We start from the raw sequence: 15688 nt of genomic DNA, 5'->3' as shown, positions 1-15688 counted from the left end.
AGGATGGCTGATTTCTCTTTGTTAGAATCATGTTTTTTTTTACCCCAATATGTTTCCGTTACTTCTTAGGTAACGGAAGTAAATTTGATGCAAAGATAGACAAAAACACAAATAAGAAACAAATTAAAGCCCACTTTTTTTAGTTTTATCTAAAATATAGGGTAAAAACATCTTTAGACATGAAAAATACTTATTTTCATGCCCCACTCCTTATATACCTAATTTCCATTGGTATATACCCTTCTACTTAGGATGTAACTCTCTTGACAACATATTTGCTGCTGCTTTTCAACCTTTTTTCATTGTTCGTTTATGCTGTATACACTTCCGTTACCTAAGAAGTAACAGAAACAGATCCATGCTGACTATCAACTTATTAAATATTTTACACCCGTCCTATCCGACAGTTCTTCACGTAAGATAAATTCATTCGATTCACTTCTGTACGTTCCTGCAGACCAAAACCTTTCAGATAAATCTGAGTAGTCTTAATAGACTTATGCCCCAGCGACTCACTGATCATCTCAATAGGAACACCACGATACTTAGCGGTAGTAGCCCAGGAATGACGGATAGTATAGGAAGTGACGGGAGAAGTCAGCCGAAGAGCCTTTGCAAGTCTCTTCAGACGATTATTGAACCTGCGGAGAGCGGACTGATATTCCCGGTATGCACTTTCATCTTCTCTCTTCTTGTCGCCAAGAAGGATACTGAACAGATAGTCGGGACAATCCGGATGAGAAGGCTGACAGTTGCGAAGCCGACTGATTATATCCTGTGCAGTATCCAGTACTTCCACACTCATCGGAGTTTTCGTCTTGATACGATTATACCGGATGATATTCCGTTCCAGCGAAGATTTCTCCAGATGAGCAAGGTCAGCGAAAGACATTCCGCAGAATTGAAACATCAGGGCAGCGATAGCCTGTGTACGACGCAAACGTTCCGATTTGGGATCTTCATAGAGGAGGCGATTAAGTTCTCCGACAGGCAACGCTTTCTTCTGGCAAATATCCACTCCCGTATAAACATCATGAAACAGACGATGCACATACGGAGCTCTGCCCGACTCCACTCCTCTATTATAGATGCTACGAAGCATACGCATATACGTTGATACCGTATTCGGCTTCAGACCGGAACTATAAAGATACTGCCCGTAACAGCGCAAGCGTTCACGGGTGACTTGCCGGAAAGCAACATGGGTAGTGCCACAAAACTTGGTAAAAGAAAAAAGAGCATTCGTATAAACATGGGCCGTAGAATGACGCCCCTCTTTTCGTAAACGACCGATGTACGACTCCGCACAACGGCTAAATCCATTTTTATTCATATATATCACTAGTAAATTTATACAATGATAAGACGAAAAAAATGATTTAGCAACAGAAGTTTAAAACCTTTCCAAAAAAATTATATAAAACTGAATGGGGATAGAATTGATGCTACTCCACTATCCACTTCTCAATATTGCGTGTTTCTGAGCTAAAATTGACACCTATCTTGAAAAGTCGGCGTCCGTCTGCCTCAAAAGGAAGTGCATAATGCTTTTCATTAATCTGTTTGATAGCTTCTTCAGCAGTACCATCCAACTTAAATTCCATCACATATATGAATTTGTCAGTCTGTAAGACAAAATCGATACGCCTTTCTTTCTACAACGCAAAGCAGGCGAGAAAGTTTTTCTCGCCTGCCCGGTCTATACTTTTATCAATAATATTGTCTATTATTTACACGTATGTTTCCAGCAATTTTACGTTTCCAGCTTCCGGAGTAATTGTTACATCCTGTGTTGTAGCAGGAAGCAGAATAGATTCTCCGGCACCTACTTTCAGTTCATTACCTTCATTGTCTTTTATCTTGCATGCACCTTCCATACAAATGAAGATCACGAATGAATCGAGTTCTGAATAATCACAGCTGATTTCTTCGGTCATATCATACACGGAAGTAGTGAAGTACGGACAAGCTACAAGTTCTACCGGCTCATCTTTCACCGCTTCGTATTTGGTACGATAATCATCCAACACTTCGTAATTGATGGCTTCACGCGCCAGGTCAGTATGCAATTCACGAGTCTTTCCGTTTGCATCCTTACGGTTGAAGTCATAGATACGATAAGTAATATCCGAAGTCTGCTGGATTTCGGCAATAAACGCACCGGCGCCAATACTGTGCACACGTCCGGCAGGAAGGAAGAATACATCTCCCGGCTTGATCTCATACTCCTGCAATACGTCAGTGATCGTATTGTTCAGCACGCGCTCTTTATATTCTTTCGGGGTGATTTGCTCGGAAAATCCAGAACGCAGTTTCGCTCCTTTATCAGCATCCACTACATACCACATTTCGGTTTTACCCATTGAGTTGTGCCTTTTCTTTGCCAAATCATCTGCCGGATGCACCTGAATGGATAAATCCTGCTTTGCATCGATGAATTTGATAAGCAGTGGGAATTTATTGCCAAAACGAGCATAATTCGCTTCGCCAACCAGTTCCTCGCGATACTTTCTCACCATATCAGCCAGAGTTAAACCTTTGTCCGGGCCATTAGCCACAACAGATTCATTGTCCTCTACGCCGGAAATCTCCCAGCTTTCTCCTACTCCTTTCAAGTCTGAATTCAAATGCTTGAACGGAATAATTTTGTCGCCCCCCCAAAGCGTCTGCTTCAGAATAGGTTCGAATTTTAATGGATACATTTTTGTTTTTCTTGTTAATAAACTTAGATTAAATTCTCCCAGATTATAATAATCCGGGAACAAACATACGAAAAATTGTTCACTTTAAAAGAAAAGAAGGATGAAAAATACAGAAACCTAAGTGAGAACGCTAAACTTTCCTAAACTACCCACCATATTTAGCCGGAATAATTTGTGAGTAACAAAGAATTTACCTTTATTTGCAAGAAAATTTTAAGAATACCAGACATGAATAACACATTCCCAACGGAAGGGAATCTATCAGGGCTCAGCCGGAAAGATTTCCAAAAGGAGATAAATAATAAAGAAACTGATTTATTTATCCTCAAAAAATAAAAAGGGAATGGAAGTCGCCGTAACTAATTACGGATGCGCCATTCTCGCTATCATGGTACCGGATAAAGATGGAAAATATGCAAACGTTGTCCTCGGACACGACAGCATAGACCACGTTGTCAACAGCCCGGAACCCTTCCTCAGCACTACTATCGGACGCTATGGCAACCGCATCGCCAAAGGAAAATTCACATTGTACGGAGAAGAGCACGAGCTCACCATCAACAACGGCCCCAACTCCCTGCACGGAGGACCTACCGGTTTTCACGCCCGCGTTTGGGATGCCGACCAACTGGCTGAAAATATAATCCAGTTCAATTATGTTTCAGCCGACGGCGAAGAAGGTTTCCCCGGCAATCTGGAGGTTGAAATGGTTTATCGCCTGGAAGAAGAAGAAAATGCACTGGTAATCGAATATCGTGCCACAACTGACAAAGCTACTGTAGTCAACCTGACCAATCACGGTTTCTTCAATCTGGCTGGTATCAGCAATCCTACTCCTACTATCGAAAACAATATTGTTACTATCAACGCTAATTTCTACACGCCTATCGATGAAGTTTCTATCCCAACCGGAGAAGTTGCCAAAGTAGAAGGTACTCCAATGGACTTCACCACTCCGCATACCGTAGGCGAACGTATCAACGATAAATTCCAACAACTGATTAACGGTGCCGGATACGACCACTGCTACGTACTGAACAAGATTGAAACAGGTTCACTGGATTTGGCTGCCACTTGTTTCGAACCGAATAGCGGTCGTACCATGGAAGTATACACAACTGAAGCAGGTGTACAACTTTACACCGGTAACTGGCTGAATGGTTTCGAAGGTGCTCACGGTGCTACATTCCCTGCAAGAAGCGCTATCTGCTTCGAGGCACAATGTTTCCCCGACACTCCGAACAAACCTCATTTCCCCTCGGCTACTTTATTGCCGGGCGATGAATACCAGCAGGTGACTATCTACAAATTCGGTGTGGAAAAATAAAAGATAAAAAATAACTAACCTAATTTTATAAACTAACATTTTTAATAGAACCATGACACAAGAAAAAAAGAATGGAAAAATCATTGCCATTATCACGATGATTTTCCTTTTCGGTATGATTTCATTCGTTACTAACCTCGCAGCTCCTATGGGTATTGTGCTGAAGAACCAATTCGACGTATCCAATGCTTTGGGTATGCTGGGAAACTTCGGTAACTTTATAGCTTATGCAGTAATGGGTATCCCCAGCGGTATCTTGTTGCAACGTGTGGGATATAAGAAAACAGCACTTATCGCAGTAGCTATCGGTTTTATCGGCGTAGGTATCCAGTTCCTGTCCGGTCATTCAAGCCCTGAGATGGCTTTTGCCGTTTATTTGATTGGTGCATTCGTAGCAGGTTTCTCTATGTGTTTGCTTAACACTGTAGTAAACCCGATGTTGAACAAACTGGGTGGTGAAGGTAACAAAGGTAACCAGCTTATCCAAGTGGGCGGCTCTTTCAACTCTGTAATGGCTACCATCACTCCGATGTTCGTTGGTATCCTGATCGCCGGATCTATCGAAAAAGCTACTATCTCTCAGATTTTCCCTGTAATGTACACCGCAATGGCTGTATTCGCTTTCGCATTCTTCGTACTCCTGTTTGTACGCATTCCGGAACCGAACGCTGCTGCTACAACTGAACCAATCAGCACACTGATGAAAGGTGCTTTGAAGTTCCGTCACTTTGTATTGGGCGCTATCGCTATCTTTGTATATGTAGGTATTGAAGTAGGTGTACCGGGTACTCTGAACCTGTTCCTTACTGACCCTGTAGAAAAAGGCGGTGCCGGTATCGCTTCTACAATCTCCGGTTTCGTAGTAGGAACTTACTGGTTCCTAATGTTGATCGGTCGTCTGGCCGGTGCTTCACTCGGTGCAAAAGTTTCCAGTAAAGCGATGCTTACATTTACATCCGCTCTGGGATTGATTTTAGTATTCCTTGCTATCTTCTCTTCTACAGGAACATTGGTGAATCTGCCTGTACTTCAACAAAGCGCAACTGGCGGTTTGTCATTCGGTTTTGCAGAAGTGCCCATTAACGCTATGTACTTGGTATTAGTTGGTCTCTGTACTTCTATTATGTGGGGTGGTATCTTCAACCTTGCTGTAGAAGGACTGGGTAAATATCTGGCTGCTGCTTCCGGTCTGTTTATGGTACTGGTATGCGGTGGAGGTATCCTGCCTGTAATTCAAGGATGGGTAGCTGACGTAGCCGGTTTCATGGCTAGCTATTGGGTAATTATCGCTGCTCTGGCTTACTTGCTGTACTACGGTCTGGTAGGTTGCAAGAACGTAAATAAAGACATTCCAGTAGAATAAAAAATCTGAATTTAATTTATTCACCTTATAAAATTGATTTATCATGGATATAGAACACGTAAGAAGTCGCTTCATTAAGCATTTTGATGGAACTACAGGATTTATATATGCCTCTCCGGGTCGTATCAACCTGATTGGCGAACATACTGACTACAACGGTGGATTCGTATTCCCCGGAGCTGTAGACAAAGGTATGCTTGCTGAAATCAAACCTAACGGCACTGACAAAGTAAGAGCTTATTCTATCGACCTGAAAGATTATGTAGAATTTGGTCTGAACGAAGAGGATGCTCCCCGTGCAAGCTGGGCAAGATACATTTTCGGTGTATGCCGTGAAATGATCAAACGTGGCGTAGACGTGAAAGGATTCAATACCGCTTTCTCCGGCGATGTGCCTCTGGGTGCAGGTATGTCTTCTTCTGCTGCTCTGGAAAGTACATATGCTTTCGCATTGAATGAACTGTTCGGTGAAGGTAAAATCGACAAATTTGAATTGGCTAAAGTAGGTCAGGCTACTGAACACAACTACTGCGGTGTAAACTGCGGTATCATGGACCAGTTCGCTTCTGTATTCGGTAAAGCTGGCAGCTTGATCCGTCTGGACTGCCGTTCACTGGAATATCAATATTTCCCATTCCATCCGGAAGGTTATCGTCTGGTATTGATGGATTCAGTAGTGAAACACGAACTGGCTTCTTCTGCTTACAACAAGCGTCGTCAGAGCTGTGAGGCTGCTGTTGCTGCTATCCAGAAAAAACATCCGCATGTAGAATTCCTGCGTGACTGTACAATGGATATGCTGGAAGAAGCGAAAGCTGATATCAGCGCTGAAGATTATATGCGTGCCGAATATGTAATCGAAGAAATCCAACGCGTACTTGATGTTTGCGATGCGCTGGAAAAAGACGATTACGAAACAGTAGGTCAGAAGATGTACGAAACTCACCACGGTATGAGCAAATTGTACGAAGTGAGCTGCGAAGAACTTGACTTCCTGAACGATTGCGCTAAAGAATATGGTGTAACCGGTTCACGCGTAATGGGTGGCGGCTTCGGTGGTTGTACTATCAACCTTGTCAAGAACGAACTGTATGACAACTTCGTTGAAAAGACAAAAGAAGCTTTCAAAGCTAAATTCGGCAGAAGCCCGAAAGTATATGATGTAGTAATCGGTGACGGTTCACGCAGAGTAGAATAAGTTATTATTCATCAGAATTAAATAAGCAGGGCGTCTTTCCGGAATGGAAGGACGCCCTTACTTTTCAATTAACAAAAATCTAAAAACCTATTATCTAACCTAACCCTATAATTTCCTGTTTATTGTACGCCTTCCGTTGTCATCTGAATGCGTTTCATGGTACCGTCTTCGTTATAATACAAACGGTCGATGCAGACGGAACGGCGAAAACTGCCTCCGGCTGTATTGATGCTTCCATTATGATAAATGAAATACCAGTCGCCCTTGAACTCGATAATAGCCTGATGATTGGTATTGGAATTGCCGGCTATCTCATTAAGGATGCCTTTGTATTCCCAAGGTCCGGTAATGCTACGACTCATGGCGTAGCATATCTTTTCCGGAAATTCAGAAGCATATGAAAGGTAATACCAGTCTCCACGCTTATGTATCCACGGAGCTTCCGTATATCGGGGCAGATGAACCGGTACGATAGGACCATCCAGCTCGATCATATTCTTTTTCAGTTTGACATAGTAGCATTGGGTATTCCCCCAATAAAGATATGCCTGTCCGTCGTCGTCAATAAAAACAGTCGGATCGATATCTTCCCAAGAGATCTTGGTAAATTCGGTCGTCATATCATTGGTGATCAGTGCGGAACCACGGGCATCCACAAAAGGACCGACAGGCGAATCAGATACGGCTACACCGATGGATTTTCCGTGAATAGTGCCGTGTTCCACCGTCACATACCAATAGAACTTCCCGTCACGTTCTATCACCTGACTAGCCCATGCTTCCCCTTTTGCCCAACTGAAATCTTTGGCTTTCAAAGGTACAGGATGCTCCGTCCATGTTTTCATATCGGGAGACGAGAATACACACCATTCATTCAACTGGTAATGTTCTTTGGGAGGAGGACATTCATCATGTCCGGCATAAATGTACACCTTACCGTCATGCACCATAGCACCCGGATCGGCTGTATATTTATATTTTATGATGGGATTGCCATTGGCTACAAAAGTAGTGTCATTCTGCGCAGACAGCCCGGAAAAGGCTGCCAATACGCATGAAATCATAACTAGTTTAACGCTATTCATTTTATTTCTTCGTGAATTTATAAACTGCAAACGTGTTCGGTCCGAGTTCGGTGGTTAACGCATGACCATTGATCGTTACCGGTGTCTCCTGCGGAGTGATGGCAAACGGTTGTTCAAGCGTATTATCTTTGTCCTGATCGAGTGAGCTAAGAGTGATGCAACGTCCTTCGGACAATACATCCTGCTTTTTCAGACCTTCGAAAGTCAAGGATACAGGCTGTGTCTTATCGGAAGTATTAGCTACTTTGACAATCAGTTCGTTCTTATCCTTATCATAGACTGCACTGGCAAAAAGTCCGTTTTGTCCTTCCGCCCCTGTTACCGGTTTCTTGTTCATAGTGAGAGGAAGTACATTCGTTCCTTTGTTCTGTGCGTACAGCTGCTGCACATAATAACTTACGGTACGCACCGAGTTAAGATTATCAAACCAAATCATGTCCGGACGCCATTGCCATCCCTCCACATGAGCGAAAAGCGGCGCATAAGTAGCCATATGTACGATATCGGCATTGCGTTCCAATCCGGTCATGAAGGCTGCTTCGAGCAAGGCAGCATGGAAGTGGTTCCATTTCTTTCCTTTTCCGTGACAAGCATATTCGCCGGCAAATACTTTCGGTCCTTTGCGGTCATAGTTATCATAGCGTGCTCCCTGACTGAGGAACCAGCTTTCGGGACGGTAGAAGTGTTCGTCTACCAGATCAGCTTTCAGACGTTTCATCTCAGGCCACAGGTAATCGAATTCTTTTCCTTCGGAGTTCGGGCCGGAACTGCCTACAATCATGATTTCCGGATGCGCCTTGCGAAGAGCCTTGATAAACGGTTCGAGACGTTCGGGATACTCTTTTCCCCACTGTTCATTACCGATGCCCAGATATTTCAAATTAAAAGATGCCGGATGTCCCATATCGGCACGTACTTTCCCCCAAGTCGTGTTCACGTCTCCATTGGCAAATTCGATCAGATCGAGTGCATCCTGAATATAGCTGTCCAGGTCGCAAACTGCTACGTGAGCTTTTTCTTCATTGTTCTGATACTGACAGGCAAGTCCGCAGTTCAGGATCGGAAGCGGTGCCGCTCCCATTTCTTCAGAAAGAAGAAAATATTCATAGAATCCCAGTCCGTAGCTTTGATAATAATCCGGATAGAAACGATGGGTAAAGGTATATTGCCAACGATTTTCGTTCAATGGACGGTTTTCTACCGGCCCCACGGATTTCTTCCAGTCATAACGGGTTTCGAGATCCGTACCTTCAACGATGCAACCACCGGGGAAACGGAAGACTCCCGGATGAATATCCGCCAAAGCCTGCGCAAGGTCTTTGCGAAGACCGTTCTCATGTCCCTTCCAAGTATCGACAGGGAAAAGGGAAATATGCTCCAAGTCTACCGTACCCTGGGAAGCAAGGAAAATACGAAGCGTTGCTTTGGGATTGGTAACACCCGCTTTTAAGATTACCTGATACTTCTTCCAGTCTTTGGAATCAATGGTCAGTGTCTGAGAGGCAAAAGCCTGATGTTCGCCCATAGATTTGGTATCTACAAGTTCCACACGTATCTTTTCACCTGTACCTCCGTGCGGCAGACGTGCCCACACAGAGAAGCGGTATTCTTCACCTTGCTTAACCCCGATGCCGAAGAAGCCTTCATTATCCAGTCCGGTATGCTTGTGGGCATGTCCCGGATTATCAAGACGCACATAATGCGGATTGCGTTCAAAAGGACCGTCATCCTGCAAAGTCACCTTTCCATAAGTCTTCCATCCCATCAGACGCTGAGGGAATTCGAATGAACGGTTCTTTACCAGTTCGGCATAAAGTCCGCCATCGGCAGCATAATTGATGTCTTCAAAAAAGAGTCCGTACATTGTCGGCTGGATTTCAGCACCCAACTTCTTAGTCTGGATCACCATTTCATTGGTTTGCGCATGAAGCGCCATGCCGGTAGATAAGGCTAATGCAGCCAGTAATTCTGTGTATCTTCTCATGGTTTTCAATAAAAATTATATATAGTTATTTGATTCTTTTTCCCCAGACAGAACGTCCCCGGCTATCGAGTCCGGTAAAGAGAATTGTTTCGGTTTCGTTCTCCCAATCGTGTCCTGCAAAGATAACCAGATTCTCAATCTTCTCCGAGTTCAAATCTACCATTAATAGATGTTTTTCGGTCAAAAAGGACCATTTTCCATTCATTTGAACTATATTCCATTCGTTATCGGTCATCTGCCCTTTGCACGTGCCGTCTTTTACCAAAGTCACTCGGGTGGACAAGTTCCATTCCTTCTCTTTCAGTTCTCCCTCTCCCCCATAAGATCTGTCCGGCTTCCAGCTGACGTTCGTATGCCGGTTCCTGCACTCGTATGATTTCCCATTCACCGACCAGATCTTCTTTGCTGAATTGACGCGAAGCAGTCCCTGCATATCTCTCGGGAGAAGCGACCGGCCAGCCTTCGGGAGTGAAGAACAACTGCCGTATATGTAACACCATTAACTGATTTTGCGGTGACAGACGTCCCTGATGTGCCATAAAATAGTTTCCTTCACCGTCAGAAAAGACGGCACAATGCGCTGTACCCGCCCATCCGGTATGGTTCTCAAAACGATATGGTGCAGTCAGTATCGGGAAGTTGTTGGTCGTATCTTTCACAGCCTTGCCAAAGTAGTCCGTAAACGGACCTTCGGCAGCATCCGAACGGCTGACACGTACATTATAAGTCGTCATCAACGGATCATAGGAAGTGAAAAGATAATATTGTTTCAGCTCCGGATGATAGATTATTTCCGGTGCTTCAAGATTGTCCTTCCGATAGTTGGCACGCCGTGCTACAAGGTGCCCCAAATCGCCTTCGTTTAAGGCTAATCCGGTTTCAGGATTCAGTTCGACGCAATACAGACCACCGAAGAAGGAGCCGTAATGCATCCACCATTTACCGGTATTTTCATCTGCTATGACGCTCGGATCGATAGCATTCATCGCGGTAGAATCATCTGTTTTAACGATACAGCCTTTCTGCGTCCATGGCCCTCCGGGAGAAGTTGATTCGGCAAGTCCTATATAGGATGTTTTACGTCCGAATGCGGATACGCAATAGTAGAGGCGGTATTTATCTTTATAAGGGATGATATACGGTGCCCAGATATTGGTCGCCCCCTGCCCTCCTGCATGAGACTGTACCCATTGAACCGCTTCTTCCGGTATTTCAGGAAATGCCCATCCCAGAAATTCCCAATGTACCAAATCCTTAGAACGGCGCATCTGGATAAATCCCAACGGCACGCCTTTCTCTCTCGCTTCTTTCCGGTTCTCACCGAAAATCGCATCTGTAGAATACATATAATAATAGTCGCCCAGCTTCCGGCAGGACGGATCGTGTACATTGTATGTTCCCCATTGACGGTAATCTTCCATTTTGGCTACTGATAAATAATTATCATCCCAAGAATTAGCAGAAGGAGTCGGAGTAAACACGGAAGAAGTGCAACTTACAAAGAAGCTGCCTGCTACTAAAAGAACTGGCAAAAACAAGTTTTTCATAATATCTGTGTATTCGTTCATCAATTATGCTACAAAAATACGCCCCGTTTCCCCTATGAAAGGTGGACATACGAACACGATTGGTGGACAATCCGATAATCTGCTGAAAAGAAGCTCTTCCCATTTTTGTGATTGAAGAGATTCTTCTAACTTTGCCCTTATTAATACGTACATATATGAAAAAACACCTACTTATATACCTTATAATATATAGTATCTGTTCACTGGCCGGACAGGTTCGGGCACAGGAACGGTTTGCCGACCGCTATAATATTACGTATGTGACCATGAACGAGGGGCTTCCACATAATTTTATCGACGATTTGTACAAAGACAGCCGGGGGTTTATGTGGATTTCGACTGCCGGAGGCGGGCTTTCCCGTTATGATGGCTATGAGTTTGTAAACTACACTCCCAATAATCACCAATGCAAACTAAAAAGCAACTTTATACGCAATGTCTGTGAAGACGCCTTCCAACGCCTTTGGATCGTCTCCGAAGGGGGAACGGATATTATTGACTTATCTACTTTAAAACCGATTATCCCCCATGACCCGAAAGGGATACTTCCAAAGATACTGGAACTACCGGCTACCCGTATCATGAAAGATACGCAAGGCTGTATCTGGCTTCATTGCGACAACGCCCTTCACCGTATCGAATTCAATGACAAAGGGGAAGTGCAAATCCTGTCTACACTCAGCCCTGTCTATCTGAATGGTCCGGACATTGCTCTGAAAGACATTGACGAGGATGGGAAAATATGGATGGGAAACAATGGAGAAATACGAAAAGTGGCATTAAGTCCGCAAAAGAGACTGGTAACCATTCCCATAGCCGACTGCCTGAAGTTCGAAGCGGGAACTTATATTTCGGATTTCCTCAGCAAAGAGAATGAAGTCTGGATCTCCAGTGACCGCGGACTATTCCGCTATAATAAAACTGGAAATGTGATAAAACGATATGAGCATGATTCCGGCAATCCCTATTCCCTGTCGCAAAATTATCTGACAAATTTAGCTATCACCGATGACAAACAATTAATCGTCGCGACACTACGTGGTATTAATATCTATAACCCGATGACGGATAATTTTGAACGTATAGCCTGTGACCTTCCAAATGGCGGCACCAATCTGCTGAACAGTAATTTTATTAATTGCATATTGACTGATGGAGAACATATCTGGTTCGGTACGGAAACCGGAGGTATCAATCTGTTGAATCCACGGCAACTATCGATACGGAGCTACCGGCATGACAAGGAAAATCCGTCAAGTTTATCCTATAATCCTGTCAATGCAATTTATGAAGATGTATACGGAACCTTATGGGTAGGGACAGTAGAAGGCGGACTGAACAGAAAAGAACGGAACAGCGAAGATTTCACCCATTATACACGTGAACACGGAGGGCTGAGTCACAACTCCGTCAGTGCCCTGACTGCCGATACCGACAATCACTTATGGATAGGTACATGGGGAGGAGGTCTCAATCTGCTTGATCTGAAAGCTCCCCGACAGATACTGGAGGTAATTTCCTCACAGACCGGCGGAGGCTTTCCGATTAACTTTATCGGAGTATTGAATTATGACCCTATTAATGAAGGTATATGGATAGGCGCCAATCAAGGACTCTATTTTTATGATCCGGTAAAAAAGGAAATAACTGCTCCGTTACCGGATAAGGCTGCTGAAAATATTCATGGCTGTATCGGTTCCATTATCGATAAGGAGGGTAAACTTTGGGTCGGTTGTCTGGAAGGGGTTTATATCATCGATCTGCATTCCCGTTCCTCTAAAGGAGAATTCCAGTACAGGCACCTGAACTACAAACTGGACGATCCGTCCTCCCGTCTGATTGAGAAAATAACCTGCTTTTATCAAGGTAAGGACGGTACTTTATGGCTGGGCAGTAACGGATATGGCATTTATCAACGAAAAGTCGATGCTCAAGGAAAAGAACAGTTTATCTCTTATAGCACAGCGCAAGGACTACCGAACAATAGTATTCGGGGAATACTGGAAGATAACAACGGTAACTTATGGATCAGTACCAATAATGGACTCTCCTGTTATCACCAGGCAGAGAATCGTTTCATTAACTATACCATACAGGATGGTCTGATTGACACACAGTTTTATTGGAACGCCTCATGTGGTTCTTCTCATGACTTACTTTATTTCGGCAGTGTAGGCGGATTGGTTGCAATCGAAAGTAATCGTCCGGCGATGTCTCTTCCAGCTGCCAAAGTACGTTTCACCCGCCTGCGGATAGGTAATGAAGAAATATCGCCGGGCAGCGAATACCTGTCGGAAGATATTGCCATAACGACGGAACTGAAACTGCATGAAAAAGAGAAATCTTTCTCACTCGAATTTGCAGCGCTCAACTTTGAGTCAAACAATACAGCCATATACAGTTATCGTCTGGTCGGTTTTGACGATAAATGGGTACAGGTTCCGGGCAACCGTCGTTTCGCCAGTTATACGAATTTACCTCCCGGTTCATATACTCTACAGGTCAGATACACTCCTGATGGTGAGAACGAGGGAGAAAACATAACGGAACTGAAGATTACGATTGTACCTTATTTCTATAAGACTGTATGGTTTATTCTATTCATCATCGTATTGTTATCTGTCAGTGTATGGCAATTCTATCAATGGCGCATCCGTAATCTGAAACGGCAGAAAGAATATCTGCACCGCACGGTAGAAGAACGTACTCATGAACTGGAACAGCAAAAGCATCTGTTAGAAAATCAAACGGATGAGCTGTCACGCCAAAACCAGATGCTGATTCAGCAGAATGAGAAAATCACGAGGCAGAAGGCACAACTGATTCGTATGTCCCGTAAAGTGCAGGAATTGACGCTTGACAAGATTTCATTCTTTACGAATATTACTCACGAATTCCGTACACCGATTACCCTCATTATCGGTCCTATCGAACGTGCGTTGAAATTAAGCTACAATCCGCAAGTCATTGAGCAATTGAACTTCGTGGAACGCAATTCCAAATATCTATTGTCTCTCGTCAATCAGTTGATGGATTTCCGGAAGGTAGAGTCCGGCAAACTGGAGATTGTGAAGACTCGGGGAAATTTTCTGAAATTTATCGATTCACTGATCACTCCGTTTGAAGTATTCGCCCAAGAGCGGAACATTGTGCTCAAACGCTATTACCGGATGGAAATGCCGGAGATCTTGTACGATGAGGAAGCAATGCGTAAGGTGGTCACCAATCTGTTGAGTAACGCTATCAAGTTTACTCCTAACGGGGGAACTGTGTCTCTCTACCTATCTGCTCTTTTCGCCAAAGACAGTGAAAAAGAGACTCTGTATATTTGCGTCAAGGACAGTGGTTCGGGCATCCCTGAGGAAGACCTCAATCGGATTTTCAACCGCTTCTACCAGTCGCAGAATCAAGTGAAATATCCGGTATACGGACAAGCAGGAACAGGCATCGGTTTATACCTCTGCAAACGGATTGTTCAAATGCACGGCGGAGAGATCAAAGCATTCAATAACCGTCATGCGGGATGCTCTTTCCGCATCCTCCTCCCCTTGCAACGAAATGAAAGGAAAGACGAAAAGACAATCATTATTGATCACAACGATTCGTCCGCAACTCCTGTTCAGGATTCCGGCTCTCCAAAAGAGAAAGAGGCTTTAAGTATACTGGTTGTGGAGGATAATGCTGATATGCGGGGATATATCCGGTCTATTCTTCGTGAACAGTATCATGTACTGGAAGCTGCAAATGGCGAAGAAGCATTACATATACTTAATAGTAATCCAATAGACTTTATTATCAGTGATTTGATGATGCCCGTCATGGACGGAATCGAGCTGTCCCGAAGGGTAAAGGAGACATTTGCCATTTCGCATATTCCTTTCCTGATGCTGACCGCCAAAACCTCACAAGAAGCCCGACTGGAAAGCTATCGTATGGGAGTGGACGAATATCTGCTGAAACCTTTTGATGAGACATTATTATTGACCCGTATTCAGAATATTCTGGAGAACCGGAAACGATATCAACGTAAATTTACGCTTGATATGGACGTGGACGTACTTAATATGGAAGAAGAATCCGGTGATAAGAAGTTCCTCAATCAAGTAATGGAAGTTATCAAAGAGAACTACAAGAACTCCTATTTTGAAGTCAGCGATTTTTGTGAAGCCATCGGAGTAAGCAAAAGCCTGCTGAACAAAAAACTGCAAAACTTAATCGGTCAGTCCGCCGGACAGTTCATCCGGAATTACAGACTGAACATCGCACGGGAATTGATTCTGAAGAATCGGGAAACGAAGAATATGAATATAGCGGAAGTTGCCTATGAAGTAGGATTCAATGATCCCAAATATTTTACAAGATGCTTCACGAAACATTTCAATGTGACACCAAGCGCACTGCTGAATAACGAAGAATAACTGATATAAGGGTTGCTATTATGAAACAATGATAGCAGCCCTT

General features: G+C 43.8%; 7 protein-coding genes and 3 pseudogenes. 4 read left to right on the top strand and 6 right to left on the bottom strand.

The window, feature by feature from the left end; translation table 11 throughout:
- Positions 1 to 385: 385 nt before the first annotated feature.
- The 3 genes and pseudogenes from HMPREF9007_RS18210 to HMPREF9007_RS18215 all read right to left on the bottom strand — a co-directional run bounded on the left by HMPREF9007_RS18210 (position 386) and on the right by HMPREF9007_RS18215 (position 2702).
- On the bottom strand, positions 386 to 1333 hold the full coding sequence (locus tag HMPREF9007_RS18210) for a tyrosine-type DNA invertase cluster 3b (RefSeq protein ID WP_008766108.1): 948 nt from the start codon (positions 1331 to 1333) through the stop codon (positions 386 to 388).
- Positions 1334 to 1445: 112 nt separating this feature from the next.
- Positions 1446 to 1646, bottom strand: a pseudogene (locus HMPREF9007_RS0124745) (PD-(D/E)XK nuclease domain-containing protein); the annotation flags it as partial.
- A gap of 84 nt (positions 1647 to 1730) precedes the next feature.
- Positions 1731 to 2702, bottom strand: a complete 972-nt coding sequence (locus tag HMPREF9007_RS18215; RefSeq protein WP_008760658.1) for a type I phosphomannose isomerase catalytic subunit — start codon at positions 2700 to 2702, stop codon at positions 1731 to 1733.
- Between the two features lie 228 nt (positions 2703 to 2930).
- Between HMPREF9007_RS18215 and HMPREF9007_RS18220 the strand changes: the two are divergent.
- From HMPREF9007_RS18220 to galK, 3 genes and pseudogenes are all read left to right on the top strand, one after another.
- A pseudogene (locus tag HMPREF9007_RS18220) lies at positions 2931 to 4029 on the top strand (aldose epimerase family protein).
- Between the two features lie 52 nt (positions 4030 to 4081).
- Positions 4082 to 5392, top strand: a complete 1311-nt coding sequence (locus HMPREF9007_RS18225) for a sugar MFS transporter (RefSeq protein WP_008760657.1) — start codon at positions 4082 to 4084, stop codon at positions 5390 to 5392.
- A gap of 43 nt (positions 5393 to 5435) precedes the next feature.
- Positions 5436 to 6590 (top strand): galactokinase, encoded by a 1155-nt coding sequence (galK, locus tag HMPREF9007_RS18230; protein ID WP_008760656.1) that lies wholly within the window; start codon positions 5436 to 5438, stop codon positions 6588 to 6590.
- A gap of 119 nt (positions 6591 to 6709) precedes the next feature.
- Here the strand turns inward: galK and HMPREF9007_RS18235 are convergent, their stop codons facing one another.
- The 3 genes and pseudogenes from HMPREF9007_RS18235 to HMPREF9007_RS18245 all read right to left on the bottom strand — a co-directional run bounded on the left by HMPREF9007_RS18235 (position 6710) and on the right by HMPREF9007_RS18245 (position 11227).
- Positions 6710 to 7654 (bottom strand): glycoside hydrolase family 43 protein, encoded by a 945-nt coding sequence (locus tag HMPREF9007_RS18235; protein WP_008766111.1) that lies wholly within the window; start codon positions 7652 to 7654, stop codon positions 6710 to 6712.
- A 22-nt stretch (positions 7655 to 7676) separates the two neighbouring features.
- Positions 7677 to 9659, bottom strand: a complete 1983-nt coding sequence (locus HMPREF9007_RS18240) for an alpha-L-arabinofuranosidase C-terminal domain-containing protein (RefSeq protein WP_008760654.1) — start codon at positions 9657 to 9659, stop codon at positions 7677 to 7679.
- 25 nt (positions 9660 to 9684) lie between these two features.
- A pseudogene (locus HMPREF9007_RS18245) lies at positions 9685 to 11227 on the bottom strand (arabinan endo-1,5-alpha-L-arabinosidase).
- Positions 11228 to 11382: 155 nt separating this feature from the next.
- Here HMPREF9007_RS18245 and HMPREF9007_RS18250 point away from each other — a divergent pair.
- Complete coding sequence (locus HMPREF9007_RS18250) at positions 11383 to 15645, top strand: two-component regulator propeller domain-containing protein (RefSeq protein ID WP_008760653.1); 4263 nt, start codon at positions 11383 to 11385, stop codon at positions 15643 to 15645.
- The last annotated feature ends 43 nt before the right edge of the window (positions 15646 to 15688 follow it).

Source organism: Bacteroides sp. 1_1_14 (genome assembly GCF_000162515.1).
GTDB lineage: Bacteria > Bacteroidota > Bacteroidia > Bacteroidales > Bacteroidaceae > Bacteroides > Bacteroides thetaiotaomicron.
Note: the sequence above shows the minus strand (reverse complement) of the source record. Positions and strands in the feature narration are given on the sequence as shown.

What these genes read in the sequence shown, in the direction of transcription:
- HMPREF9007_RS18210 (WP_008766108.1), bottom strand. Translation starts at nt 1,333, where the DNA reads ATGAATAAAAATGGATTTAGCCGTTGTGCGGAGTCGTACATCGGTCGT.
- HMPREF9007_RS18215 (WP_008760658.1), bottom strand. Translation starts at nt 2,702, where the DNA reads ATGTATCCATTAAAATTCGAACCTATTCTGAAGCAGACGCTTTGGGGG.
- HMPREF9007_RS18225 (WP_008760657.1), top strand. Translation starts at nt 4,082, where the DNA reads ATGACACAAGAAAAAAAGAATGGAAAAATCATTGCCATTATCACGATG.
- galK (WP_008760656.1), top strand. Translation starts at nt 5,436, where the DNA reads ATGGATATAGAACACGTAAGAAGTCGCTTCATTAAGCATTTTGATGGA.
- HMPREF9007_RS18235 (WP_008766111.1), bottom strand. Translation starts at nt 7,654, where the DNA reads ATGATTTCATGCGTATTGGCAGCCTTTTCCGGGCTGTCTGCGCAGAAT.
- HMPREF9007_RS18240 (WP_008760654.1), bottom strand. Translation starts at nt 9,659, where the DNA reads ATGAGAAGATACACAGAATTACTGGCTGCATTAGCCTTATCTACCGGC.
- HMPREF9007_RS18250 (WP_008760653.1), top strand. Translation starts at nt 11,383, where the DNA reads ATGAAAAAACACCTACTTATATACCTTATAATATATAGTATCTGTTCA.